Genomic DNA, 24892 nt, shown 5'->3' with positions numbered 1-24892 from the left:
CAATTTGCAGGACCAAATTTATCGGAATTCGATAGCCATTGCGCATTGTCCCGATATCCCCATCCAACTAGGTATCGAGCCCGAAGCCCAGCAGGACACGGCTCGGCAACATGGGGCAGTACAACCGCCAACCGGGCCCGAATACTGACAGGATGTGTAACCGCAGGTTGCGATTCGTGCGGCTTCAGACGTCTGGAGGGACATGATCAACAAACTGGCCGGGGCGACCGGAGCGTTCGCCATCGCACTGAGCACCGCGCTCCTCGGAGCCGGAGCCGCTCAGGCGGACTCGGCACCCGCGGTCATCGGCGGCGGCTCGGGGATCATCATCGACGATCAGTTCGAATGCACCGTCACCACCATCGGATATGACGGCAGCGGGCGCCTGGTCGGACTCACCGCCGGGCACTGCGGCGACGCCGGAGCCCGGGTCTGGGCCGAAAAGGACCGGGGCGTAGGACAGATCGGGCAGTTCGTCTACTCCAACCACGATCTCGACTACGCCATCATCCAGTTCGATCCGAGCCGCGTCACCCCGGTCAACCGGATCGGCGGCGTCACCATCACCGGTATGGGCGGCCCCGCGGGCTTCCCCACCATCGTCTGCAAGGAGGGCCGGACCACCGGCAACACCTGCGGCATCTCGTGGGGCGACGTCTTCGACACCAATGTCGAGACCTGGAGCCAGATGTGCGTCGTGGAAGGCGATTCCGGCGCGCCGGTCGTCGTCGGCACCACACTGGTCGGGATGGTCAACGCCTACCTGGCGGTGGCCTGTCTCGGCCCGGAGGTCGGCACCAACATCAGCTCGATCATGGACGACATCAACGGGCGCGGCGGCATCGGCGCGGGCTACCGGCCCATCTGAGCCGGTAGCCGACAGGCGGACCGAAAGACAGTGAAAGCGGCGGTGATTCGAGAATCACCGCCGCTTTCGCGTGGTTCGCTCCTACAGTGTGTTGACGCAGACGACGAAGTTGCGCTCGTCGTAGACGTACCCCTGGTCGCCGTCGGGGCAGTCGTCGACGCTGGTGCTGTGCTGCACGATCGACACCACCTTCACGCCCTCGGTGGCCGTCTTGCTGGTGCACGGAATGCGGTGGGCGGCGTCATTGCCGACATCCATGCAGTCCCCGACCACCCAGTCGATGGTCAGGCACAGGGCGCCGGTCTCGGTGCCGTTGAGGGTCTCGTAGTAGACCTGGTCGGAGTCCTTGCCGCACTGGGCGTTCTGCGGAGCCTTACCGGTCACCTTGTAGTTGGAGTCCTGGCTGCCGCACGCCGCCTTGTCGATGGTGGCGTTCTCGGTGGTGCCGCCGAGCTTCACGCAATCGCCGATCGAGGCGTGGAAGTCGGTCTTGCCGCCGCGGTCGGCGCGCGGGGTGGTGGTCGGCGAGCCGGGCTTGCCCGGCTTGGTGGGCGGGCTTCCGGGAGTCTTGGTCGGGAGCACGACGTCACCGGGGGCGGCCTGGGGATGGCCGGGAACGGTGGTCCCGCAGCCGGCGAGCAGCAGGGCCGCGACGGCGGAGATCGCGGGCACGACGATCCGGACGGAAAGCTGCTGACGCAACACGGGCGAGTCCTATATTTCGAAACAAACAGGTTTGACTTGTGCGCCCATGAGTACACCACGGGCACCAGGAAGATCGAATCAAGGCCGCGAACCATTTCATCCGGGAAGCCGTATACGAAGCCATGAGCACCGACACCCTGGAGCGCGATGCCTGACATGCTCGAGCGCTACGTCTCGTGGCGGCGCGGACGCGACGGCGATCCCTTCCGGGTGCGCCTGCCGACCCTCGGATCGGTGCTCTTCACCGGCACTCCCGAGGGCGCGCGCGAACTGTTCCGGGCGCCGATGGACCTGCTCGAGCCGCCACTGCCCAACCCCATCGAGCCCATGGTCGGCGCCGCCTCGCTCATCCTGGCCCGGGGGGAGCGGCATCGACGCGAGCGGGCCCTGCTCGCGCCCGCGTTCCACCGCAATCGAATCAACGCCTACGCCAATGCCATTCGCGATGCGACGCGCGCCGAGCTGAACGGCGATCGCACCGGTACGCCGTGGCGGCCGGGCACCCGTGTCGACGCCCGCGCGGCGGCGCGAGCACTCACGCTGCGGGTCATCCTGGCGGCGGTGTTCGGCATCGACGAGCCCGCCCGCCGCGCCGAGTACACCGCCGCCACCACGGCGTTCCTGGAGTCCTTCGGCAGCGCGCTGTTCCTGGCTCCCGCATTGCGCCGCACTATGTTCGGACTCTCCGGCTGGGAGCGATTCGCCGCCGCACGGGATCGGCTCGACGAGCTCATCGACGCGGAGGTGACCCGGCGACGCGCGAGCGGGGACGGCGGGACGGATCTGCTGGCGCTGCTGCTCGACGCCCGCTACGAGGACGGGAACGCCATCACCGACACCGATCTGCGCGAGCAACTGCGCACACTGCTGGTGGCGGGGCACGAGACCACCGCGACAGCGCTGGTGTGGGCGTTGTACCGGCTGCACCGCGAACCCGCCACGCTGTCCCGGTTGCGTGACGAATTATCCGGCGCCGGAACCGATCCCGCCGAGCTGATGAAGCTGCCCTACCTGGACGCGGTCTGCCAGGAGACGCTGCGACTGCATCCGCCGGTGCCGATCGTCTTGCGCAGGCTCACAGGCGATTTCACACTGCGCGGGACGCCGCTGGCGGCGGGCGACACCATGGGGGTGTCGGTGCACCTGTTGCACACCGATCCCGCGGTATGGCCGGAGCCGCAGCGCTTCCGGCCCGAGCGGTTCCTCGATCGGCGCTACGGCCCGTTCGAGTACGCCCCGTTCGGCGGCGGGCATCGGCGCTGTATCGGCGCGACTTTGGCCGATTACGAGCTGCGGATCGTGCTGGCGACGGTGGTGACGGAGGTGCGGATGCGGCTCGCGCCACGCTTCGCGCGGGGGGCCACGCCACTGTCGGTGCCGCATACCATCACGGTCGGTCCGCGGCGCGCCATCACCTTCGACATCGTCGAGTCGTGAAGCGACGTCGGTGATTTCGATCACAAGCAGGTTTCAGGAAGCGATCGCTCCGAAAGCGGCCGTACCGGTGTCACTTTCGGGGAATCGCCGCCCCCAACGGCGCATACGCGCCCGGCGGGTAACCGACCCCAGGTCGTGTGACTCAGCGCACACCTAGAAGTCGGTATGCATAACTGCGAGAACCTGATTGGCTTGCCCGACAGATCGCTGTAGTAATGAACGCGGGGTTGGGACTACTGCGGGTGAAGTGCGCCCGCGTTCTGCGTTCGGAACGAAGATCTGAGAGGACCAAGCTGTGCGCCATACCCGGTATCGAAAGACGGGACTGATCGCCCTTGCCGCCATCGCGGCAACCGGAGCAGTGGTGGCAGCCCCCGCCTCGGCGACCCCGCTATGGCCGGGCGGCCCGGACGTCCCGGGCACCCCCTCCGCCGTCATGCCGCAGCCCGAGCCGGGCTCGCTGCCGACCGACCCGAACGCCAAGGCGCCGGTTCCGCCCGCCAACTTCGCGGCCCCCAACATCAGCCCCGGCGACGGTGACGTGGTCGGCGTGGCCATGCCCATCATCATCAACTTCAAGGACCCGGTCGGCGACCACGCCGCCGCCGAGAAGTCGATCCGCATCACCTCCACCAACAAGGTGAACGGCCACTTCTACTGGATGGGCGACAAGCAGGTGCGCTGGCGGCCCGAGAACTTCTGGCCGTCCGGCTCCAAGGTGACCGTGCAGGCGGGCGGCACCGACGTCGCCTACTCGATCGGCGACGAGTTCATCACCACCGCCGACGACAACACCCACATGATCACCATCACTCGCAACGGTGAGGTCGTGAAGACCATGCCGACCTCCATGGGCAAGAAGGGTCACGAGACCCCGAACGGCACCTACATCATCAGCGAGAAGAACCGCAAGATGATCATGGATTCCTCCACCTACGGCGTGCCGACCACGGCGCCCGAGGGCTACAAGCTCGAGGTCGAGTACGCCACCCGCATGTCCAACAGCGGCATCTTCGTGCACGCCGCCCCGTGGAGCCTGGCGCAGCAGGGCGTCTCGGACTCCTCGCACGGCTGCCTCAACGTCTCCACCGAGGACGCCAAGTGGTTCCAGGAGAACGTGCAGAAGGGCGACCCGGTCATCGTGCAGAACACCGCCGGCGGCACCCTGAACACCGGTGACGGCTGGGGCGACTGGAACTGACAGTTCACCCTTGATCTCGAATGCCCCGCCCTTACGGGCGGGGCATTCGTCTATACAGGGGGTGGGTGAGGCCGATTCGCCGCGCGTGGGGGTTTCAGAGGCTTGCCCCTGAGAGTCACGAGAGTTGGCTCCCCGTTCATATGGTTTTGGCTTCGAAACATCTTGGGCGGTCGTACGATTCGGCGCATGTCCGCGCCCCTCGATGGTGTGAGCGGTGAACAGTCGGTGGCCGGTATCGACCGACAGTTCAGCGAGCTACCATCTGGAATTAACCAGACAGTTGCCAAAGGCCGTAAGGCTGCGCGGGTGCGATCTTGGCCCGAACGAGTACTCCCGACGCCCCCCGGGCGCGGGTGGCGCAACAGACCCTGGCGGGACTACGCGCTCTTCACCGTCCTGGTGGCGCCGAACCTGATCCTGTTGGGGCTGTTCGTCTATCGGCCGCTGATCGACAACGTCCGGCTGTCGTTCACCGACTGGAACATCTCGGCGACCACCCTGAACTGGGTCGGATTCGACAACTACACCGAATGGTTCGGGCGCGACGACTCCTGGCAGATCGTCGGCAACACCGTGGTGTTCACCCTCGCCGCGGTGCTGGGCAGCATGATCCTGGGCCTGGCGCTGGCGCTGCTGCTGGACCGCAAACTCCTCGGCCGCAATGTCGTCCGGTCCGCGATCTTCGCGCCCTACGTCATCTCCGGCGCGGCCATCGGCGTGGGCTTCCAGTTCATCTTCGACCCGGGCTTCGGACTGATCCCGGACCTGCTGCAGCGGATGGGAATCCACTCGCCCGACTTCGCACAGGACCCGCACTGGGCGCTGTTCATGATCACGGTCACCTACATCTGGAAGAACCTGGGCTACAGCTTCGTCATCTATCTGGCGGCGCTGCAAGGAGTTCGGGCCGACCTGATGGAGGCCGCCGAGATCGACGGCGCGAGCCGCTGGACCACCTTCACCCGGGTGTTGCTGCCGCAACTGCGGCCCACCACCTACTTCCTGTCGATCACGGTGCTGCTCAACTCCTTGCAGGTCTTCGACCTGATCAACGTGATGACCCGCGGCGGACCCATCGGCACCGGCACCACCACCATGATCTACCAGGTCTATCGCGAATCCTGGGTCAACCAGCGGGCCGGCTACGGCGCGGCCGTCGCCACCATCATGTTCCTGGTGCTGCTGATCGTGACGCTGATCCAGGTGCGCGTCATGGACCGAGGAGACGAGAAGTGAACCGGATCGGCGTCAATCGAGAACTGTGGGCCAAGGTATTCGGCTACGCCGCCATGGCGTGTGTGCTGATCATCATCGGCGTCCCGCTGTACTACATCCTCACGCGCTCGTTCATGGCGCACGCGGAGGTCTACTCCCAGCCGGTCAGCTACTGGCCGAAACAGTGGCTGGCCTCGAACTATCACGACGCCACCACCACGCTGCCGTTCTGGCAGTTCCTGCGCAACTCGATCATCGTGACCAGCATCGTCTCGGCGGTGAAGTTCGTGCTCGGCGTGCTCAGCGCCTACGGGCTGGTGTTCCTGCGCTTCCCCGGCAAGAACATCGTGTTCCTGGTGATCATCGCGGCGCTCATGGTGCCCAACCAGATCACCATCATCTCCAACTACGCGCTCATCGCGCAGCTGGGCTGGCGGAACACCTTCCAGGGCATCATCATCCCGCTCTGCGGCGTGGCCTTCGGCACCTTCCTGATGCGCAACCACTTCCTGTCGCTGCCCTCGGAAGTGATCGAGGCGGCGCGGATGGACGGCGCGGGCTGGTGGCGACTGCTCACCCGGGTGGTGCTGCCCATGTCCGGGCCGACCATGGTGGCGTTCGCGGTGGTCACGCTGGTCAACGAGTGGAACGAATACCTGTGGCCGTTCCTGATGGCCGACGACGCGCGGGTCGCCACCCTGCCGGTCGGCCTGACCCTGTTGCAGAACACCGAGAACCCGAGCGTCACCAACTGGGGACCGGTCATGGCCGGGGTCATCCTGACCATGCTCCCCATCCTCGTCGTCTTCCTGGTGCTCCAGCGCCAGATGATCAAGGGCCTCACCTCCGGTGCGGTCAAGGGTTAAGTCCCAGAAGGAGATCCCCGTGTCCGAAACTCGCGCTTTTCAGAAGCACCGTCCCGCGCTGTCGCGTCGCGGCTTCCTCGGCCTCGCCGGTGCGGCCGCGGGTGCGGCGGCCCTGACCGCCTGCGCCGGCTCCGGTGGCGGCGGCACCCAGGGCGGCGACTCGAAGACCATCACCTTCTGGTCCAACCACCCGGGCACCTCCAAGGACCAGGAAACCGAGCTGATCAACCGGTTCCAGGCCAAGTACCCGGACCTGAAGGTCAATCTGGTCGACGCCGGCAAGAACTACGAAGAGGTCGCGACCAAGTTCAATGCCGCGCTCTCCGGCGGCGAACTGCCCGACGTGGTCATCCTGTCCGACGTGTGGTGGTTCAACTACGCGCTCAACGGCACCATCGAGCCGCTGGACAGCCACTTCTCCGCCGCCGGGGTGAACGTGTCCGACTACGTGGACACCTTCATCGGCGACTACAAGTTCAACGGCAAGACCTGGGCGCTGCCCTACTCGCGCTCCACCCAGATCTTCTACTACAACAAGGACGTCTGGGCGAAGGCCGGTCTGCCCGACCGCACCCCGGAGAGCTGGGCCGAATTCGACGAGTGGGGCCCCAAGATCCAGAGCGTGCTCGGCGCCGACAAGTGGGCGCACGGCTGGGGCGACGCCAAGAACTACCTGGCCTGGACCTTCCAGGGACCGTGCTGGACCTTCGGCGGCGCGTATTCCGACGACTGGAAGCTGAAGTTCAACGACCCGGCCACCATCAAGGCCGGCCAGTACCTGCGCGACGCCATCAACACCAAGAAGTACGCCAGCATCCGGCCCACCTACGCGGTCGACTTCGGCAACGGCATCATCGCCTCCGCCATCGGCTCCACCGGCGACCTGAAGAGCATCAAGACCAACTCCGCCGGCAAGACCGAGTTCGGCACCGGCTTCCTGCCGCACCCGAACGGGCTGGCCGGCGCCACCACCGGCGGTGCGGGCCTGGCCATTCCGTCGCGGATCAGCGACGCCCGCAAGACGAACGCGCTGAAGTTCATCGAGTTCATCACCAATGCCGCCAACACCTCCTACTTCTCGCAGGCCACCGGCTACATCCCGGTGCGCAAGTCGGCGCAGCAGGATCCGAGCATGGCCGACTTCCTGGCCAAGAACCCGAACTTCAAGACCGCCATCGACCAGCTGCCACTGACCAAGCCGCAGAACAACGCGCGCGTGTTCGTGCCCGGCGGCGACCAGATCATCGGCACCGGGCTCGAGCAGATCGGCCTGCAGAACCGGGATGTGGCAGGGGCTTTCGGTGACATCACCAACCAGCTGCAGACCATCATCGACCGGCAGATCACGCCGAAGCTGCCCAAGTAAGAACTAACGAGGAGACCCGCCCGCCATGGCGACTGTGCAGTTCGAGGGTGTTTCCCTCACCTACCCGGGTGCGCCCGGCCCCGCGGTCGACGACCTGAACCTGGAGATCGCCGACGGCGAATTCCTGGTGCTGGTCGGGCCTTCGGGCTGCGGCAAGTCCACCAGTCTGCGCATGCTGGCGGGTCTCGAAGCGGTGACCGCGGGGCGGCTCCGGATCGGCGGACTCGACGTCACCGGGCTGCCGCCGCGCTCACGCGACGTGGCCATGGTGTTCCAGAGCTACGCGCTCTATCCGAACATGACCGTCGCCGACAATATGGGCTTCGCGCTGCGCAATGCCGGAATGAGCAAGGCCGACACCCTGGTTCGGGTCAAGGAGGCGGCGGCCATGCTGGAGCTCGAGGAGCTCCTGGACCGCAAACCCGCGCGGCTGTCCGGCGGCCAACGGCAGCGGGTCGCCATGGGCCGGGCCATCGTGCGGCGGCCGCAAGTGTTCTGCATGGACGAGCCGCTGTCGAATCTCGATGCCAAACTGCGGGTCTCGACCCGTTCGCAGATCGCGGCGCTGCAGAAACGACTCGGCACCACCACCGTCTACGTCACCCACGACCAGGTCGAGGCCATGACCATGGGGCACCGGGTGGCGGTGATGAAGGACGGGAAGCTGCAGCAGGTCGCCGCACCCCGCGAGCTCTACGACAATCCGGTCAACACCTTCGTCGCCGGATTCATCGGATCGCCCGGCATGAACCTGCTCACCGCGCCCGTGCGCGAGGGCGCGGCCGTGCTGAACGAGCTGCGAATCCCGCTGCCGCACAGCGTCGACGGGGCGAGCGTCATCGTCGGCATCCGGCCCGAATCGTGGGAGGTCACCACCGACCCGGGCGATGCGCTCGCGGTCGAGGTGGAACTGCTCGAGGAGCTGGGCTCGGAATCGTTCGTGTACTCGCACGGCGTGGCCGACGAATGGTCCAGCCGCTCGGGCCGCGTCGTGGCCCGCGTCGACCGCCGCTTCCAGGTGGCGCTCGGCGACCGCCTGTACCTGACACCGAAGCAGGACGAACTGTTCTTCTTCGACGCGGAAACCGAAGAGCGCCTGCGCTGACCCCACGATCTACCTCGCCTTCGAGCCCCGCCCGTCAGGGCGGGGCTCGAGATCTCAGAGGTGAGTGATCACCAGATCTTCACGCGCTCCACCGGATCCAGGTAGAGGGCGTCGCCGGGAGTGACCTCGAAGGCTTCGTGGAAGCTGTCGAGGTTGCGGACGACGCCATTGCAGCGGAACTCCGGCGGGGAGTGCGGATCCACCGCGAGACGGCGGATCGCCTCCTCCGAGCGAGCCTTGGTGCGCCACACCTGCGCCCAGCCGAAGAACACCCGCTGCAGGCCGGTCAGTTCGTCGAGAACCGGGGCGTCCCGGCCCTCGATAGCGATCTTGTAGGCCTCCAGCGCGATCGTGAGGCCGCCCAGATCACCGATGTTCTCACCGATGGTGAACTCGCCGTTGACCGTGTGATCGTCGGAGAGATCCTTGGGGGAGAAGGTGTTGTACTGGGCGATCAACGCCTTGGTGCGCTTACCGAATTCGGTGCGGTCCGACTCGGTCCACCAGTCGATCATGTTGCCGTCGCCGTCGTACTTCGAGCCCTGATCGTCGAAGCCGTGGCCGATCTCGTGGCCGATGACCGCGCCGATGCCGCCGTAGTTGGCGGCGTCGTCGGCGTTCATGTCGAAGAACGGGGGCTGCAGAATCGCGGCCGGGAAGACGATCTCGTTCATGCCCGGGTTGTAGTAGGCGTTCACCGTCTGCGGGGTCATGAACCATTCACCGCGATCCACCGCGCCACCCAGTTTGTTCAGGTCGCGGTCGTGCTCGGCGGCGTAACCGCTGCGGTAGTTGCCCACCACATCGGCGGGATCCACGGTGACCGCGGCGTAATCGCGCCACTCGTCCGGGTAGCCGATCTTGGGGGTGAACTTCTCCAGCTTGGCCAGCGCGGCCTGCCGGGTGTCGGGGCCCATCCACTCCAGCCGAGAGATATTGCGGCGGTACGCCTCCTGGAGGTTCTCCACCAGCTCGAGCATGCGGGCCTTGGCCTCCGGCGGGAAGTGCCGCGCCACATAGAGTTTGCCGACCGCCTCGCCGAGCAGGTCCTGCACCAGGGACACGCCGCGCTTCCAGCGCTCCCGGTTCTCCTGGGCGCCGGTCAGGGTGCGGCCGTAGAAATCGAAATTGGCCTCGACCAGATCCGCGGTCAGATAGGGCGCGCGAGCCTTCACCACCCGCCACGCCGCCCACGCCTTCCAGTCGTCCAGCGACTCGGCGGCCCAGGTCTGGGCGAAGGTGCGCACGTAATCGGGCTGGCGCACCACCAGTTCCGCGAACAACTCCGCGCCCGAGCGGTCCAGGCCGGCGGCCAGCGCGGACGTCCAGGCGGTCCAGTCGAATTCCGGGTTCTCGGCGGTCAGCGCCTCGAAAGTGATGAGGTTGTAGCTCAATTCGGCGTCGCGGCGGCGCACCACATCCCAATGGCCCGCGGCCAGTTTCGCTTCCAGGTCGAACACGCGCTGCGCGTCGTAGTCCAGGCCCGCCAGCTCGAACATGCGGCGAATGTGGGCGACGTACTTCTCGCGGATCTCGGCGTACTCGTCCTTGTGGTAGTACGACTCGTCCGGCAGGCCGATGCCGGACTGGGTGGCGTGCACCAGGTAGCGGGTGGAGTTCTTGTCGTCGGTGTCGACGTAGAAGGCCAGCGCACCACCGACGCCGGTGCGCTGCAGGCGGCCGATCAGGGCGGCGAAGTCCGCGCGATCGGCGACGGCGGCCACGGCGGCCAGCTCCTCGGCGATCGGGGTCAGGCCGGCGGCCTCGATGGCCTCGGCGGCCATGAAGCTGTTGTAGAGGTCGCCGATCTTGCGCTCCTCCGAGCCGGGGGCGGCGTCGGCGGCCGAGGCGTCCTGGATGATCTTCTGCACATCCAGTTCGGCCTGGTCGTAGAGCGTACGGAAGGCACCGTCGACGGCCCGGTCGGCCGGGATCTCGTAGGTGTCCAGCCACTTGCCGTTGACGTGCGCGAACAGGTCGTCCTGCACCCGAACGTCCGCGTCACGGAAGGACAGGTCGATACCGGAGGGAGGCGTCAGCTGCGAAGTCACGATCCCCAGTATGCCTATTCCGCCTCCCCGCGTCTTTTGCGCGCGGCTGAGAGCCGCCAACCGTTACGCATGCGGACCGGCGGTCGTGTGCCAAACCAATTTTGGACGTACCCGACGAGTTACCCCGGTCGGCACGAAATCAGTTGTCGCTTCTGGAACGAAGCAGCTCAGGCGGATACTGGGATCCGATCAAACTCCCCGTCCCTGGCCCCGTCGACGAACGCGCGCCATTCGCCGGGGGTGTAGACCAGGGTCGTGACGCCGTGCCGGAGGGTGGTGTGGCCGTCCGCACCGGTCTCCGCGCCGAGCGCGGTGCGGAGCCGGGAGAGCGGGTGGCGGCCCAGCACCGCGGCCAGGAATGTCATCCATTCGGCCGCGGCGACGGTGATGATGGGCTCGTCGTCCAGGCGGTGTTCCGGATTGCGCCGGTACTTGCTGTCGCGGATGAGCACCGCATCACCGTCGAATCTAACCTCCACGCACTGATTTCCGTTATTGGTACGAGTCGACGTGAACCAGCCGGTGGATTCCGGCCGATACTTCGCGGTGGTAAGCATGGGCAGCATTTTACCGTTACGCATGCGTCTCCTACCCTTGCGAATAGCGTTTGATGAGCTCCAAAGATTCTGCGCGACCGAGGGATTGGTCGAGTGCACGCACAAATGCGAACCGCAGATCGCGAATCTGATCCGGATCCTCCACGGCCCCACCGAAAACCGCGCTCTCCACCCAGGCAAAGGTGGGAAGATTCTCGGAAGCGAAATCCAGCAGATGGAAACTCGAGCCACCGAGTAGCGCGCCCTGGGTGGCGGTGAACGGAATCACTCGCACCGAAATGGAATCCAGTTCGTCCAGCAGTGTTGCCAGATGTTCGAGTTGCCCGCGCAATACTTTCGGGCCGCCGATCTGCTGGAGCAGGGTGGCCTCACCGATCACGGCGGTGAGCTCCACCCGGTCGTCGCCGCGCAGCCGTTCGGCCCGTTTCAGGCGCACCGATACCAGCTGTTCCACCTGGACCGGGCGGATCATGACGTCGGCGCTGATGAGCGCACGCACGTATTCCTCGGTCTGCAGCAGGCCGGGCACCACCAAGCTGTCGTAGCTGCGGATGCTCTCGGCCCCCAGCTCCATGCCGTAATACCGTTGCAGCTCAGGCCCGATCAGCGCCGACGACTTCGCCCACCACCCGCGCTCCTTGCTGAGCAGCAGCAGCTCCAGCAGTTCCTCGCGTTCCTCGCCCTCCACCTCGAGCAGCTCCAGCACCGGGCCGATGGTCTTCGTGGTGAGCACGCGCCGGCCCTTCTCCACATGCGACCAATTGGCCGCGGTGAAGCCGACGCGCTTGGCGAAAGTCGCCGAATCGAAGCCGCGCTGCTCACGCAATTCACGCAGCCGCAGTACCAACTCCCACCGGGCGACGGTGGGCGAGGCGGGGGCCATGACCAGGAATGCTACGCCGCGAAACTCGCTGGCGTGTGACTATTGTCATAGTGATTGCGGCGGCTTACTGTCGGTAGCAGGAGGTTCGCCATGAGCGCGCTGGACCCGTCCTCGTATACCGCCACCCAGGAGGCGCTGGCTCGGTGCCGGCGCTATCGCAAGGAACACGGCCTATACGGCGTGGTGGACTCGGCGCTGGGCCGAATCATGTTGGAGGTCGGGGCCGTCAGCGCCGTGACCATGCCCGCCGACCTGGGCCACCGGGTCCGCGACCGACTATCCGCGCAGCAGCGCTGCGGACCCGTCATCGGCCACCCGCGCTCGGGCCGCTGGACGTTCCTCACCGGACCCAGCGACGACTCGTACCTCGACATGGCCTTGTTCTCCGACCTTTTCCGCGATTGCGCGTCCGTTGCGCTGCCGGGCAGCAATATCGTGCTGCCGTCACCGACCGACGAGCACAGCGCCTACCGCATCTGGATTCACCCGCCGGACGGGGACTTTCGCCCCGATCTGGCGGAAGTGCTGGCCGCCGTGCGCGAATGCCACCCGCAGCACCGCACCGCCGGACCCAGCGCGAACGACGTCAGCGCGTCGGAACCGGTGTGAGCGTCACGCTGAACTTGTCCTCCAGGCGCTGGTTGTATTCGCGCTGACACTGGTCGACCTTGGCCGAATCGCCATCGGCCTTGCGGACGCAGTCGAGGAAGTCGGTGGTGCCGGTGTCCTTGAACACCGTCCAGACCAGCACGCCGATCACGATGCCGCCGATCACGCTGATCACACCCATGATCAGGCCCGCCACCGCCATGCCCGGGCCGCCGGCCTTTCCGCTGCGCGCCTTCAGCAGGGCCAGCAGACCCAGGACCGCGGCCAGCAGGCCGCAGATGACGCCGACGATGGTCAGCAGCACCGTCCAGAAGGTCAGCAGGCCGATGATGCCGAGCACCATCGCCGTGATCGCCATGCCCTTGGGCTGCGGCGACTCCTGCCAGTACTGTCCGCCGCCCGGCGGGGGCTGATTACCCGGCGGGGGATAGTTCCCCGGCGGGTAGCCGCCCGGCGGCGGGTAGTTCCCCGGCGGCGGCCCCTGCGGCGGGTACTGGCCGTACTGGTCCGGCGGCGGGTACTGGTTCATAGCCCGATGCTATTGCCCGCCGAGTCGGGCATGCATCTCCCACACCAGAATCTCGGACGGCAGGTTCGCGGTCACCCGCTGCCCACCGCTGCGCGCCAAACGGACCGCGTCACCCTCGTACAGGGTGCCCGCACCCTCCATCTCCACCTCGCCGCGCGCGACGAAAACATGCAGGTAGGGGGCCTCGGGTAGGCGGATCTCGACGCCCTCGCCGGGCATCCGCGCCACGTGCATCGCGGAGTGACTGCTGGCGATGGCGATGGCCGTGCGATCCCGGTAGCGGGGCAGCCCCGAGGCCACCGTGATCAGATCACCGGACGCCAGCTCGGCGTCGATCTCGAGCTGCTGGTAGCCGGGGGTCAGCCCGGAGTCGTCGGGCACCACCCACATCTGCACGAAATGCACCGGCTCCTGGTGTTCGGGCGCATTGCTCAGCCGCCAGGAATCGTTCTTCTCCGAATGCAGGATGCCCGAGCCCGCGCTCATCCGCTGGGCCAGACCCGGATAGATGACGCCGCTGTGCCCCAGTGAATCCTGATGCACCAGGCTGCCGCTCAACACCCAGGTGACGATCTCCATGTCCCGGTGCGGATGGGTCTCGAAACCCTCGCCGGGCAGGACGATGTCCTCGTTGTTCACCAGCAACAGGCCGTGATGGGTGTTGTCGGGATCGTAGTGTTCTCCGAAGGAGAAAGAATGCTTCGAATCCAGCCACGCCACACGGGTTTTCATGCGGTCGCCGCCACGATGGATATCGATGTGTGGTGTCGTGAGGGTGGACACCGCCGTACTCCTCTCACCGGCGAGCACCGATCGGATTCCAGGGTAGGGGCCGATACACCGGCCCAACTTGAATTCCGGGTTAAATTCTAGCGTGCGGGCAGCGCTGCCCCGCATGCCGCCGACCAGGTACTACGCTTCCGGCAATCGCCCCGGGCAAATGCCCGGCGATGATCCGCGCGCCCGGCCGCCGCGCGCCCGGATCCCGGCGCGACCAGCAACGAATTTCGGTCGGCGACCGTATCATGATGTGCCGCAAGCGAAACGGGAGGGAGAGCAGGGGGATGCGACCCGAGGTACTCGCGGGCATCGAGCGCGAACTCCGGCAGCAGGCCGAAAGCGAGGGGATCGCCCATTTCGTCATGGGCGTGGCCGTCTTCCAGGGCGGCAAACTCCTGGTCGTACGGCGTGTCGAAGCAGGCTCGCACGCGGGGATGTGGGAACTGCCGGGCGGCGGCGTGGAATCGGGGGAGACCTTCGCCGAGTGCGTGGTCCGCGAATTGTTCGAGGAGACCGGGTTGCGGGTCCTGCGCATCACCGACGTCCTCGGTGGATTCGACTACGCGACCCGGACGAAATCCCGGGTCCGCAAATACAGCTTCGTGGTCGAGGCCGAACCCGGGGAAATCCGGCTCGACCCCCTCGAACACGACCGCTACCAGTGGATCGACGCCGACTCCGTCGACAACCTGCCGATGGCCGACGATATGCGCGCCGCGGTCTACGCGCTGGTCACCACGCACCCGTCCCGGTGACCGCACCCTCGCCGGCCGGGCCGCACAAACGGCTCGCCGCAGGGCCGCGGGCACGGGTAGCGGCGGTGGTGACCGTACTGCGCGAGAATCCCGGCACCCTGCGCCTGACCCTGGTCCGGCTCGCCGGCCAGTTCGGCGACGGCATGTTCCAGGCCGCGCTCTCGGGCGCCATCCTGTTCAACCCCGAACGGGAGACCGACCCGCTGGCCATCGCGGGCGGGTTCGCCGCCCTGCTGCTGCCGTATTCGATCATCGGGCCGTACGCGGGCGCGCTGCTCGACCGCTGGGATCGCCGCCGGGTGCTGCTCTACGCCAACCTGCTGCGCGCGGTCCTCATCCTGGCGACCGCGGCGGGTCTGGCGGCCGGGATCCGGGCCACGCCGCTGCTACTGGGCGCGCTGGCCGTGGTCGGGGTGAGCCGCTTCGTCGGCGCGGGCGTCTCCGCCGCGCTGCCCAAGGTGCTGTCGCAACGCTGGCTGGTCCCGATGAACTCGGTGCTGGCGACGGTGGCATCCGGCTGTGCGATTCTCGGCGCGGGCCTGGGGTTCTCGCTCATCGGCCTGATCGGGGCGGGTGACTTCGCCGCGGCGGTGGCGACGGCGGCCAGCGCCTCGGGGTCGATCGTGAGCGCGCTGGTGGTGGCCGGATTCCGGCCGCGGGCACTGGGTCCGGACCGCGAGGCGGACGGAACGGGCCCCGCCGGCGGGGTCGGCGCGGTGCGGGCGGTCGCCTCGGGGCTGCGGTCGGGCGCGACCGCGGCCTGGCGGGCGCGCGACGTGACCACCACCTTCCTCGGGATCGGCGCGCACCGCATCGTCTTCGGCGCGGACACCCTGCTGATGGTGCTGGCGCTGCGACGCGGCGACGAGGCCGCGGTCGGCACCCACCTGGCCAAGTTCAGCGCGGCCATCACCGCGACCGGGGCGGGCCTGGTGACCGCGGCGGTGGTCGCCCCGGTCCTGATTCCCCGGCTGGGGCGACCCCGCACGGTCGTGACCTGTCTGTTGGCCGCCACCGGCGTGCAGCTGACGCTGGTCACGCCGATCACCATCGCCACCGGGGACACCGAGCGACGCGCGGAACTGCTGCTGCTCGGGGCGGCCTACCTGCTCGGGCTGGCGGGCCAGGTCATCAAGCTGACCGGCGACGCGGCCATGCAGATCGAGATCGACGACACCCACCGCGGACAGGTATTCGCGCTGCAGGACACGGTTTTCAACATCACCTTCGTGCTGGCGCTGGCCGGGACGGCGGCGCTGATTCCGGCGGACGGCCGCTCGCCGGCGGTGGTCGTGGTGGCCGCGGGCGTCTATGTGTGCGGGATCGTTGCCATTGCGATCAATTCCCGCCGACAGACCGGTCCGTACGCCCCCTAGGTATCGGCTCGATCACACCGGCCCGGCGACACGCGACAGCTCTGCCTGGAAGCGGCCGGGCCCGATACCGTGGATTCAATGACTGCGCGGCGCTCCGAAGCACCTGCGGCACTGGCACTCTCCAGCCTCGCGATGGCCGGAGTCATGCTGCTGCCCGCCGCGCCCGCCACCGCCGGCGCCCTCGCCCCCTGGACGCCGCCGCCGCTGAACGCCTGCGGCGAAACGGGATTCGATCCCCTGGCGCGCGAACCGAATCCGGACGCCCCGCCCCCGCCGCCGGCACCGGCCGGCGACAACACCATCCACATCCAGATCCCGTTCCCGCAGTTCACACCGGTCGAGGTCCCCGGGCCGCGACAGGACAACACCCGCATCGATCCCGCACCGCTCCCCGAGGACCCGTGCCGGAACCCGTGCCCCGACATTCGCACCGACGGCAGTCCCCGACCCGAAAACCTCCCGCCCGAGACCGATCCGGACACCGCGTCGGGCGACACCGAGGACGCCACCGCCGATCCGGGCGCCACCGAACCGGCCCCGGAACCCGCACCGCCGCCCCGCGCCGACAGCGGATCGGGCGGAATCGCGCTGCCGCAGATCCAGATCGACCACTTCCCCGAGACCATCCCGATCCCGGTCCCCGGCGGCGAAGCACCCCCACCGCAACAGCAACCCGCACCCGCCGTGCAGCCCCTGGCGCCCGCACCCGTCGCCGCGCCCGTCGCCCCGGTAGCGCTCGATTCACTGACCCTGGTCAACCAGGTCACCGGACACGGCTCCACCAACCGCACCGACATGCGCTGGTCGGTGGACGGCACCGACCTCGGCCTCATGTGGGAGACCCGACCCGGACGGATCGCCGTCGTCTTCGGCGACACCTTCGGCAAGGGATGGGAACCGGTCGGCGCGGGCAACGGGGACCAGGACTGGCGCAGCAACACCATCGCCTTCAGCAGCGAACGCGACCTGTCCAAAGGCCTGACACTGGACACCTTCGCGCAGAACAGCCGCTGCCACGCGGCCGAGATCCTGGCCAGCCGCAAGGTCGACAACTTCGAGATCACCACCATCCCCACCTCCGGCTTCGCCCTGCACGGGCGGCAATACCTGACCTACATGTCGGTGGCCCGGTGGAGCCGCCACAAGCCCGGCATGTGGTGGACCAATCTGGGCGGCCTGGCCTGGTCCGACGACGGCGGCAGCACCTGGACCAAATCCGAATGGGCGCGCTGGGACAACGTTTTCGGACTCGGGCGCTTCCAGGTCATGGCGATGGCCCCGCACGACGGGTACGCCTACATGTTCGGCACGCCCAACGGCCGGTTCGGCACCATCGGGCTGGCCCGGGTGGCCACCGACCAGGTGCTCAACAAGTCGGCGTACCAGTACTGGATCGCCGGCCACTGGGTGCCCGCCATCGGGCCCGACGAATTACTCGCCACACCGGTGGTTTCCGGCACCGCGGGCGAGGTGTCGGTGCGCTACGACGCGTCGACGAAACAGTGGCAGATGCTGTACCTGGATCTCGACCGGCACGCGCTGGTGCTGCGCACCGCCACCGAACCGCAGGGCGCCTGGACCGATCCGGTGCCACTGCTCGACCTCGCCGAATATCCCAGCGCCTACGGCGGATTCATCCATCCGTGGTCGACCGGAAAGGACATCTACTTCACCATGTCGGCGTGGAACAGCTACAACGTGTACCTCATGCGCGCGACGCTGAAGTAGCGCAATCGAATCCGGTGGCGCGTCACTCGATGCGGCGGAAGCGCAGCGCCTGACCCGGCCGGGCCTGCGCCACGGTGTCCACGTCGGCATCCACCACCACCGCGATCACCGGATAGCCGCCGGTGATCGGGTGATCCGCGAGGAAGACCACCGGCCGGCCGCTGGGCGGAACCTGCACCGAACCCAAAGCCATACCCTCCGTGGGCAACTCGCTCGCGACGCAGCGCTGCAGCGCGGGTCCGCGGCGGCGGTCCAGGCGCGCGCCGATCCGGTCGGTATCCGGGGACACCGTCCACTCGCCCGCGAACAACGCCGCGGCGTCGGTGAACCAGTCCGCCCGCGGGCCCGGCACCGCCCGCACCGTGAGCAGGTCATTGCCCAGCGCCGGCACCGGCGCGACATCCACGATCGGCAGCGCGCGCGGCGGCGGGCCCACCGGCAGCACGTCACCGGCGCGCAACGGCTCCGGGCCGATGCCGGAGAGCGTGTCGCGGCTGCGCGACCCCAGCACCGGCGACACCTCGATCCCGCCGCGCACCGCCACGTAGCTGCGCAGACCCGAGGCGGCGAAACCGAGCCGAAGCCGTTGCCCCTCCTCGATTTCCAGCACACTGGCCGTGCCCATCGGACGGTCGTCGACGGTGACGGGGGCGGACGCGCCGGTCACCGCCACCGTGACATGCCGTTGCGCGAGCAGTTCCAGCCCGCCCAGCAGCACCTCGATGCCCGCCGCGCCCTCCGCGTTCCCGACCAGCCGATTCGCCAGCCGCAGCGAGGCCCGGTCGGCGGCGCCGGCCGCGCCCACCCCGGAATCGAACCACCCCGGACGGCCCAGATCCTGAATGGTGGCCAGCGGCCCCACCCGATCGACCCGCAATGCGCTCACGACTGCCTCCCCGCGTCCACGAACCGGACCGGCGTCCCCGCGCGCACCAGGGCGGGCGGATCCCGATCCACATCCCACATCGATGCATCGGTGGTACCGATCACCTGCCAGCCCCCCGGACTGCGGCGGGGGTAGACGGCCGAATAGCCGCCCGCGAGCGCCACCGCGCCCGCCGGAATCGCGGTCCGCGCCTGCGTGCGCCGGGGCACGGTCAACCGGGCATCGGGGGATTCCAGGTAGCCGAAGCCGGGTGCGAAACCCACGAAGGCGCAACGCCATACGGTGCCGGTGTGCTGGGCCACGACCTCGGCCTCGGACAGGCCGAGCAGGCGCGCGACCTCGGGGAGGTCCTCGCCGTCGTAGCGGACCGGGATCAGCACCGGTGCGGGCTCGGAATTCTCGCCTGCCGATCCGGTCGCGCCGCTATCGGCGGGCGGGCGGTCCGGCAAGTGACCAGCACCGGCGCCGACCCGCGCCGCCGCCTCCAGCCGGGTCAGCAACGCCAGCAGCCGCTTTCGCACCGACTCCAGCGACCGCGGTGAATCCAGGGTCACCAGTACGGTTTCGGCGGCGGGCAGCACATCCACCACGCCCGGTGGCCTCGGGTGCAGCGCGGATATCAGTCCGGCGACCGTGGCGGGCAACCGCGGAATCACCAGCAGCGCGCGGTCTCCCGCCGCCCGCACCTCGCCGGCGGCGTCGATCTGCCCGGGTTCGGTCATGACACGCCAGCCCCGATCAGGTGAAAGCTCGGACGGGGAGACCGGATTCGGTGAGCGCCGCGCGGATTCGGCGGGCCATCTCGACGGCCGCCGGGGTGTCGCCGTGCACGCAGACGCTGGCGGCGGACACCGCCACCGTGCCGCCGTCCACGGCGGCGGCCTTCCCGTCCCGCGCGATCGACAACGCCTGCGCCACCGCGGCATCCGCGCCCAGCACCGCGCCGGGCAGCGCACGCGGCGCGAGCAGGCCCTCGGGCGTGTAGGCGCGGTCGGCGAAACCCTCACCGAAGAACCGGGTTCCAGCGGCGCGGGCGGCGTGCTCCAGCTCGGTGGCGGCCGGACCCAGCAGCGCCAGATCGGGATCGAAGTCCCGCAGGGCCGCGACGATCGCATCGGCCAGCGCGCGGTCGGCGGCGGCTTGGTGATACAGCGCGCCATGGGGTTTCACGTACCGCACCCGATCCCCGGCCGCCTGGGCGAAGGCCGCCAGCGCGCCGATCTGATACAGCGTCTCGTCCCGCAGCTCCGCCGGGGCGATGGCGATGGCGCGGCGACCGAAACCCGGCAGATCGCGGTGACCCACGTGCGCGCCGATCCGGACGCCCTTCTCGACGGCCAGCGCGCAGGTCCGCCGCATGATGGCCGGGTCCCCGGCATGGAAGCCGCACGCGATGTTCGCGCTGGTGACCACATCCAGCATGGCGGCGTCGTCACCCATGACGTAATCGCCGAAACCCTCACCGAGGTCGCTGTTCAGGTCCAGGGTCATCCGCGTCCTCCACTGTCGTCGTGATCCGCCCGCTCTCGTCGTGATCCGATTGTGGGCGCGCCCGCATCCGGCGACAAGAATCTCACGACAGAAACTGTGTCATGGATCACAGCTCCGCGCGGCCACTTCCGCCGGGCTACGGACATCGATCCACGGACCAGGCCTTCGTCAATAGGCGTAGACGTCCACTTCCGTTGCCTTCACGGCGAAATACACCTCCATGCCGGGCGCTACCGCGAGCCGGGCCACCGCGGCCGGAGTCAGATCCGCCGCCAGGCCGGCCGCCGCCCCCGGACCGTCCACCGCGCGCACCCGCACGATCCCGCCGCGATCCTCCAACTCGGCCACCCGCACCCGGAACACATTGCGGGGACTGCCCTCCGGATGCTCCAGGTGCACCGCCACCGCGGCCGGGGAGAACACCGCCGCGGCATGACCGCCCGGCGTCCAGGCGTCCTCGGCGCGGCCGAAGACCTCGGTCGTGCCCTCCACGACGGCGCCCAGACCGGCGCTGCCGCCACTCACCGCGCTACCCAGGATCAGATTCACGCCGGCGATCCGCGCCGCGAACCGGCTGCGCGGGCGCGCGAGTACCTCGGTCACCGAACCGGATTCGATGACCCGGCCGGACTCGATCACGACCACCCGGTCCGCCAGGGTCACCGCGTCGATGATGTCGTGGGTGACCAGAATCGTCACCGCCGGACGCGCTTCCCGTAGTTCCGCGGAGTCTTCGCCGGGGTGCGCGCGCAGAACTCGGCGCAGCAACGCCCGCATGGCCGGGGCCGCGGTCACGTCCATCGCGGCCATCGGCTCGTCCAGCAACAGCACCCGCGGGTGCACGGCCAGTGCCCGGGCCAGCGCCACCCGTTGCGCCTGACCGCCGGACAAGGATCCCGGCGACCGGTTCGCCAGGTCCTCGGCATCCACCGCGCGCAACCACTCCCGCGCCAGCTGAACCGCGGCCTTCCCGCGCATACCCCGGCTCCGCGGCCCGAAAGCGACATTCGCTTCGACCGACAGATGCGGAAACAGCAAGGCGTCCTGCGCTAGCAGCGAGACACCACGCTGATGCGGGGGCACCGCAACATCTTTCGCGACATCGGTCAGTACCCGGTCATCGAGCCGGACAAACCCGACATCCGGAACAGTCAGGCCCGCAACCACATCCAGCAGCGACGACTTGCCCGCACCATTCGGGCCGAGGACCGCGAGCACCTCACCCACCGGAATCTCCACGTCCACCTGGAAATCCCGGTCCGCCAGGCGCGCGGACACCTCCAGCCCGCTCACCAGCCCGACGCTCCCAACAGCGTGTCCAGATGGCGAGGCGCGGGGGAGCCGTGCGCGAGCAGCGCGTCGTGCCAGTCCCGCAGGGGAGTGGCGGCCGGGCACGCGGCAGCCAGCGCCGCGACCTCGGTGTAGCCGACGAAATAGGTGGACAGCTGGGTGGACGTGAGCAGGGTGCGACGCCACTTGCCGGCCGCCTCACCCTCCTCCTGGAAGCCGCGGTCCAGCATCAGGCGCATGGCCTCCGACTCGGTCATGGCGTCACAGTGAACGGACTGGTCCAGAATCGCATTGATGGTCATCCGCAGATGCGACTTCAACTGTTGCAAGCGGACCGGCAGTCCGCCGAAACCGGTGTCGGCCATGAGCTTCTCGGTGTACACGGCCCAGCCCTCGATGAACGTCCCGCTCGAACACAACGCGCGTACCGGGGTCGAACCCCGGAAACGGCGAGCCCGCGCCAACTGGAGATAGTGACCGGGCATGGCCTCGTGCACGGTCAGATTGCGCATCATGTGGTCGTTGTATTCGCGGTAGAACGAGGCCGCCCGCTCGGGCGACCAGTCCGCCGGGGTCGGGGCGATCGCGAAAACCGTGGGAAGCTCCGCGATTTCCAGCGGACCGGCCGAATCGCAATAGGCCACGGCCACCCCGCGCGCGAACTCCGGCATCTCCTGGATCACCAGCGGATCCTCGACCAGCGAAACCAGCCCGTGCGCGCGGACGAAGGCGGTGGCCTCGGCCAATGCGGCACCGGCCACGGCGACCACCGTGCCGTTCGACGGGTGATCGGCCGCCAACCGGTCCAGTGCGCGGCGGACGGTGTCGTCCCCGGGATTCGCGACACCGAGCAGTTCGCCCGCCGCCGAACGGATTTCATCGGTCAACCGGTCGAGATGACGGTGGGCGCGGTCCAGGATTTCCCGCGAGCCCAGCTCGGTGTCCAAGGTGTGCCAGAGCTTGGCCTCCCACAGGCGACGGCCCAGCCGCGGGTCGCGGTCCGCGCCGTCTAGCCGTCCGGTCAGCCAACCCGCGAACTCCGTCAAGGCCGACATCGCCTCGGCGGCAGCGGGTTCGATGGCGATCCCGGGCGCTTCGGCGGCCAGCACCGGCAGCTGATCGCGCACCAGTGCGGCCACACCCTCGAACTGGCCGATCGCGGTCTCGACGTGGACCCGAGGCATGTCACCGAGCACAGCGCGGGCCGTGGCCAGCGCGTCCGGCAAAGCGGTGAGCCGCGCGCGCAACGCCTCCAGCCGGACCCCGGCGGGCGCGAACGGACGGGCCAGGAGGTGGTGCAGCAACGGACCGGGGTTGTGCACCAGCGGATTCCACTCGTGCTCACGGATCTCGGTCAGGCCGAAGAGCAGCGCGTCCACCTGCTGCTGCAGCAAGGCCAGATCGACGCCGTCCTCCGGGGCCAGATCGTCGGCATCCACCTCGGCCAGCGCGTGCGAGGCCTCGCGCAGCATGGCGACCTGCGCGGACACCGCGCCCGCCGACAGATCGGGCAGCCGGTGGTCGGCGCGATGATCACCGACCTCGGCGGCCAGATTCGGATCGGCGGTCAGCAGCGCGTCCACGATGCGCTCGGCCCGAGCAGTGAAGATCGGCGACATGGCAGTCACGCTAGCTTCCGGAGGACCGGGCGGGCGTGCGCACACGATCGACGGCGAGGCCCGGCCGCCGGTACGCGACCAGCACGATCACCGCGGCCACCAGCACCAGCAGCAGGGAAAGCGCCACGGCGGCATCCGGATCGGACTCACGCTGCAGGTAGATCTCCAACGGCAGCGTGCGGGTCCGGCCCTGCAGACTGCCCGCGAAAGTGAGGGTCGCGCCGAACTCGCCCAGCGCCCGCGCGAAGGCCAGGATGACACCCGACAACAGCGCCGGCCGCAGCAGCGGCAGCGTCACCCGCCACCACACGATCGACGGCCGCGCGCCCAGGGTCGCCGCGATCCGCTCGTAACGGTCACCCGCCGTGCGCATCGCACCCTCCAGCGTGATCACCAGGAACGGCAGCGCGACGAAAGTCTGCGCCAGCACCACCGCGGTCGTACTGAAGGCGATACGGATGCCGAACGACTCCAGCTCCCGGCCCACCAGACCGTGCCGCCCGAACAGATACAGCAACGCGAGACCGCCCACCACCGGCGGTAATACCAAGGGCAGCAACACCAGTGCGCGCAACACCGGCAGCAGCCGCCAGCGCACCCGGGCCAGCACCGCCGCCATGGGCACGCCCAGCAGGACACACAACACGGCGGCGGCCAGCGACGTGCGCAGGCTCAGCTCCAGCGCCACCCGCGAGGACTCCGAGGTGATCAGGCCGAAGAAATGCGACCAGTCCACCGCCCCGGTCAGGGCTACCAGCGGGCCGGCCACCAGCACGAAGCCGATGACCGCCGGCAGGTAGAGCCAGACCGGGGGTCTGATCACGGCTGCCCGAAACCTGCCTGCTGCAGCACCTTCCGGCCGTCCGGTCCGGTGACCAGGGTGACGAAGTCCTTCGCGGCGTCGGCATTCTTGGAGTCCGCCACCGTGGCGATCGGGTAGGTGTTCACGGCCTTGGCCGATTCCGGGAAGGTCACGGTGGTGACCTTGTTACCCGCGCCGGCCGCGTCGGTGACATAGACCAGGCCGGCGTCCGCCTGGCCCGTGGTCACCTTCGAAAGCACGTCGGTCACCGAGTTCTCCTCGCTCACCGGCGAAATCGCCACCCCGGCGTCGGACGTCACCTTCTTGGTGGCCGAACCGCACGGCACCTGCGGCGCGCACACCACCAGCCGCAGACCGGCGTGCGACAGGTCCGCCAGCGAATTGATGTGCGCCGGATTGCCCGGCGGCGTCACGATGGTCAGGACATTGGTGGCGAAATTCTGCGGCTTGTCGGTGATCCGGCCGCCCTTCACCGCCTTGTCCATGTTGTTCAGATCGGCGGACGCGAAAACGTCGGCGGGCGCACCCTGATTCAACTGCGCCACCAGATCCGAGGAACCCGCGAACGAGAACGTCACCTTCGTGTTCGGGTGCGCACTCTCGTACTGGGTGCCCAACTGGGTGAACACCTGCTTCAGCGAGGCCGCCGCGAACACCGCGATGGTCTTGGTGTCACTGCTGGTCGACGAGGAACCGCACCCCGCGAGCAGGCCCGCGCCGAGGACCGCGGTGGCCGACAGGGCCGCGCCCGC

24 protein-coding genes are annotated in these 24892 nt (G+C 68.4%); 11 read left to right on the top strand and 13 right to left on the bottom strand.

What is annotated here, in order from left to right:
- Window positions 1–202 precede the first annotated feature (202 nt).
- The gene (locus tag ACYVKL_RS21165; protein WP_379165436.1) at window positions 203–868 is read left to right on the top strand and encodes a chymotrypsin family serine protease; all 666 of its coding nucleotides are present in this window, start codon (window positions 203–205) and stop codon (window positions 866–868) included.
- A gap of 81 nt (window positions 869–949) precedes the next feature.
- Here ACYVKL_RS21165 and lppU read toward each other — a convergent pair whose 3' ends face one another.
- Window positions 950–1570 (bottom strand): LppU family putative lipoprotein, encoded by a 621-nt coding sequence (gene lppU, locus ACYVKL_RS21160; RefSeq protein ID WP_213560739.1) that lies wholly within the window; start codon window positions 1568–1570, stop codon window positions 950–952.
- 150 nt (window positions 1571–1720) lie between these two features.
- Between lppU and ACYVKL_RS21155 the strand changes: the two genes are divergently transcribed.
- The 6 genes from ACYVKL_RS21155 to ACYVKL_RS21130 all read left to right on the top strand — a co-directional run bounded on the left by ACYVKL_RS21155 (window position 1721) and on the right by ACYVKL_RS21130 (window position 8763).
- A complete protein-coding gene (locus ACYVKL_RS21155) occupies window positions 1721–3010 on the top strand; it encodes a cytochrome P450 (RefSeq protein ID WP_379165435.1) in 1290 nt (429 codons plus the stop codon).
- A 295-nt stretch (window positions 3011–3305) separates the two neighbouring features.
- Window positions 3306–4211: a L,D-transpeptidase gene (locus tag ACYVKL_RS21150; protein ID WP_379165434.1), complete on the top strand. Its 906-nt coding sequence runs from the start codon at window positions 3306–3308 to the stop codon at window positions 4209–4211.
- A gap of 306 nt (window positions 4212–4517) precedes the next feature.
- Entirely contained in the window at window positions 4518–5447 is a 930-nt protein-coding gene (locus ACYVKL_RS21145; protein ID WP_357189553.1) for a carbohydrate ABC transporter permease, read from the top strand.
- 53 nt (window positions 5448–5500) lie between these two features.
- Entirely contained in the window at window positions 5501–6292 is a 792-nt protein-coding gene (locus ACYVKL_RS21140; RefSeq protein WP_213560740.1) for a carbohydrate ABC transporter permease, read from the top strand.
- Between the two features lie 19 nt (window positions 6293–6311).
- Window positions 6312–7658 (top strand): ABC transporter substrate-binding protein, encoded by a 1347-nt coding sequence (locus ACYVKL_RS21135; RefSeq protein WP_379165433.1) that lies wholly within the window; start codon window positions 6312–6314, stop codon window positions 7656–7658.
- A 25-nt stretch (window positions 7659–7683) separates the two neighbouring features.
- Window positions 7684–8763 (top strand): ABC transporter ATP-binding protein, encoded by a 1080-nt coding sequence (locus ACYVKL_RS21130; RefSeq protein WP_379165432.1) that lies wholly within the window; start codon window positions 7684–7686, stop codon window positions 8761–8763.
- Window positions 8764–8831: 68 nt separating this feature from the next.
- On the opposite strand, the gene ACYVKL_RS21125 is transcribed toward ACYVKL_RS21130, so the two are convergent.
- The 3 genes from ACYVKL_RS21125 to ACYVKL_RS21115 form a co-directional block, all read right to left on the bottom strand.
- Window positions 8832–10814: a M13 family metallopeptidase gene (locus ACYVKL_RS21125; protein ID WP_379165431.1), complete on the bottom strand. Its 1983-nt coding sequence runs from the start codon at window positions 10812–10814 to the stop codon at window positions 8832–8834.
- A gap of 167 nt (window positions 10815–10981) precedes the next feature.
- Entirely contained in the window at window positions 10982–11371 is a 390-nt protein-coding gene (locus ACYVKL_RS21120) for a DUF397 domain-containing protein (protein WP_379165430.1), read from the bottom strand.
- 31 nt (window positions 11372–11402) lie between these two features.
- The gene (locus ACYVKL_RS21115) at window positions 11403–12254 is read right to left on the bottom strand and encodes a Scr1 family TA system antitoxin-like transcriptional regulator (protein ID WP_379165429.1); all 852 of its coding nucleotides are present in this window, start codon (window positions 12252–12254) and stop codon (window positions 11403–11405) included.
- 90 nt (window positions 12255–12344) lie between these two features.
- On the opposite strand from ACYVKL_RS21115, the gene ACYVKL_RS21110 reads away from it, so the two are divergent.
- Window positions 12345–12863, top strand: coding sequence for a hypothetical protein (locus tag ACYVKL_RS21110; protein ID WP_379165428.1), 519 nt, complete (start codon window positions 12345–12347; stop codon window positions 12861–12863).
- Here the strand turns inward: ACYVKL_RS21110 and ACYVKL_RS21105 are convergent.
- The gene (locus ACYVKL_RS21105) at window positions 12841–13392 is read right to left on the bottom strand and encodes a DUF4190 domain-containing protein (RefSeq protein ID WP_379165427.1); all 552 of its coding nucleotides are present in this window, start codon (window positions 13390–13392) and stop codon (window positions 12841–12843) included. The genes ACYVKL_RS21110 and ACYVKL_RS21105 overlap by 23 nt on opposite strands.
- Before the next feature lie 9 nt (window positions 13393–13401).
- Complete coding sequence (locus ACYVKL_RS21100) at window positions 13402–14175, bottom strand: pirin family protein (RefSeq protein WP_379165426.1); 774 nt, start codon at window positions 14173–14175, stop codon at window positions 13402–13404.
- A gap of 281 nt (window positions 14176–14456) precedes the next feature.
- Between ACYVKL_RS21100 and ACYVKL_RS21095 the strand changes: the two genes are divergently transcribed.
- From ACYVKL_RS21095 to ACYVKL_RS21085, 3 genes are all read left to right on the top strand, one after another.
- Window positions 14457–14927, top strand: coding sequence for an NUDIX hydrolase (locus tag ACYVKL_RS21095; protein WP_379165425.1), 471 nt, complete (start codon window positions 14457–14459; stop codon window positions 14925–14927).
- A 65-nt stretch (window positions 14928–14992) separates the two neighbouring features.
- Complete coding sequence (locus ACYVKL_RS21090; protein WP_379165809.1) at window positions 14993–16303, top strand: MFS transporter; 1311 nt, start codon at window positions 14993–14995, stop codon at window positions 16301–16303.
- Window positions 16304–16381: 78 nt separating this feature from the next.
- On the top strand, window positions 16382–18031 hold the full coding sequence (locus ACYVKL_RS21085; RefSeq protein ID WP_379165424.1) for a DUF4185 domain-containing protein: 1650 nt from the start codon (window positions 16382–16384) through the stop codon (window positions 18029–18031).
- A gap of 22 nt (window positions 18032–18053) precedes the next feature.
- Here the strand turns inward: ACYVKL_RS21085 and ACYVKL_RS21080 are convergent, their stop codons facing one another.
- From ACYVKL_RS21080 to modA, 7 genes are all read right to left on the bottom strand, one after another.
- Entirely contained in the window at window positions 18054–18917 is an 864-nt protein-coding gene (locus ACYVKL_RS21080; RefSeq protein ID WP_379165423.1) for a 5-oxoprolinase subunit C family protein, read from the bottom strand.
- Window positions 18914–19639: a 5-oxoprolinase subunit B family protein gene (locus ACYVKL_RS21075; protein ID WP_379165422.1), complete on the bottom strand. Its 726-nt coding sequence runs from the start codon at window positions 19637–19639 to the stop codon at window positions 18914–18916. Before ACYVKL_RS21075 ends, ACYVKL_RS21080 begins: the two co-directional genes overlap by 4 nt.
- 16 nt (window positions 19640–19655) lie before the next feature.
- Window positions 19656–20408, bottom strand: coding sequence for a LamB/YcsF family protein (locus ACYVKL_RS21070; RefSeq protein WP_379165421.1), 753 nt, complete (start codon window positions 20406–20408; stop codon window positions 19656–19658).
- A 168-nt stretch (window positions 20409–20576) separates the two neighbouring features.
- The gene (locus ACYVKL_RS21065; protein ID WP_379165420.1) at window positions 20577–21701 is read right to left on the bottom strand and encodes a sulfate/molybdate ABC transporter ATP-binding protein; all 1125 of its coding nucleotides are present in this window, start codon (window positions 21699–21701) and stop codon (window positions 20577–20579) included.
- Entirely contained in the window at window positions 21698–23317 is a 1620-nt protein-coding gene (locus ACYVKL_RS21060) for a DUF885 domain-containing protein (RefSeq protein WP_379165419.1), read from the bottom strand. Before ACYVKL_RS21060 ends, ACYVKL_RS21065 begins: the two co-directional genes overlap by 4 nt.
- A 10-nt stretch (window positions 23318–23327) precedes the next feature.
- Window positions 23328–24140: an ABC transporter permease gene (locus tag ACYVKL_RS21055; protein WP_379165418.1), complete on the bottom strand. Its 813-nt coding sequence runs from the start codon at window positions 24138–24140 to the stop codon at window positions 23328–23330.
- Window positions 24137–24880 (bottom strand): molybdate ABC transporter substrate-binding protein, encoded by a 744-nt coding sequence (gene modA / locus ACYVKL_RS21050; RefSeq protein ID WP_379165807.1) that lies wholly within the window; start codon window positions 24878–24880, stop codon window positions 24137–24139. The genes ACYVKL_RS21055 and modA overlap by 4 nt, the downstream gene beginning before the upstream one ends.
- Window positions 24881–24892 lie beyond the last annotated feature (12 nt).

Source organism: Nocardia tengchongensis, assembly GCF_054781395.1.
This window is presented reverse-complemented; position numbering and strand designations above follow the sequence as displayed.

Excerpts from the sequence above, each read along its gene's own strand:
- ACYVKL_RS21165 (WP_379165436.1), top strand. The coding sequence starts at position 203 with ATGATCAACAAACTGGCCGGGGCGACCGGAGCGTTCGCCATCGCACTG.
- ACYVKL_RS21115 (WP_379165429.1), bottom strand. The coding sequence starts at position 12,254 with ATGGCCCCCGCCTCGCCCACCGTCGCCCGGTGGGAGTTGGTACTGCGG.
- ACYVKL_RS21130 (WP_379165432.1), top strand. The coding sequence starts at position 7,684 with ATGGCGACTGTGCAGTTCGAGGGTGTTTCCCTCACCTACCCGGGTGCG.
- ACYVKL_RS21095 (WP_379165425.1), top strand. The coding sequence starts at position 14,457 with ATGCGACCCGAGGTACTCGCGGGCATCGAGCGCGAACTCCGGCAGCAG.
- ACYVKL_RS21075 (WP_379165422.1), bottom strand. The coding sequence starts at position 19,639 with ATGACCGAACCCGGGCAGATCGACGCCGCCGGCGAGGTGCGGGCGGCG.
- ACYVKL_RS21085 (WP_379165424.1), top strand. The coding sequence starts at position 16,382 with ATGACTGCGCGGCGCTCCGAAGCACCTGCGGCACTGGCACTCTCCAGC.
- ACYVKL_RS21110 (WP_379165428.1), top strand. The coding sequence starts at position 12,345 with ATGAGCGCGCTGGACCCGTCCTCGTATACCGCCACCCAGGAGGCGCTG.
- ACYVKL_RS21105 (WP_379165427.1), bottom strand. The coding sequence starts at position 13,392 with ATGAACCAGTACCCGCCGCCGGACCAGTACGGCCAGTACCCGCCGCAG.
- ACYVKL_RS21155 (WP_379165435.1), top strand. The coding sequence starts at position 1,721 with ATGCCTGACATGCTCGAGCGCTACGTCTCGTGGCGGCGCGGACGCGAC.
- ACYVKL_RS21070 (WP_379165421.1), bottom strand. The coding sequence starts at position 20,408 with ATGACCCTGGACCTGAACAGCGACCTCGGTGAGGGTTTCGGCGATTAC.
- ACYVKL_RS21060 (WP_379165419.1), bottom strand. The coding sequence starts at position 23,317 with ATGTCGCCGATCTTCACTGCTCGGGCCGAGCGCATCGTGGACGCGCTG.
- ACYVKL_RS21140 (WP_213560740.1), top strand. The coding sequence starts at position 5,501 with ATGGCGTGTGTGCTGATCATCATCGGCGTCCCGCTGTACTACATCCTC.
- ACYVKL_RS21120 (WP_379165430.1), bottom strand. The coding sequence starts at position 11,371 with ATGCTTACCACCGCGAAGTATCGGCCGGAATCCACCGGCTGGTTCACG.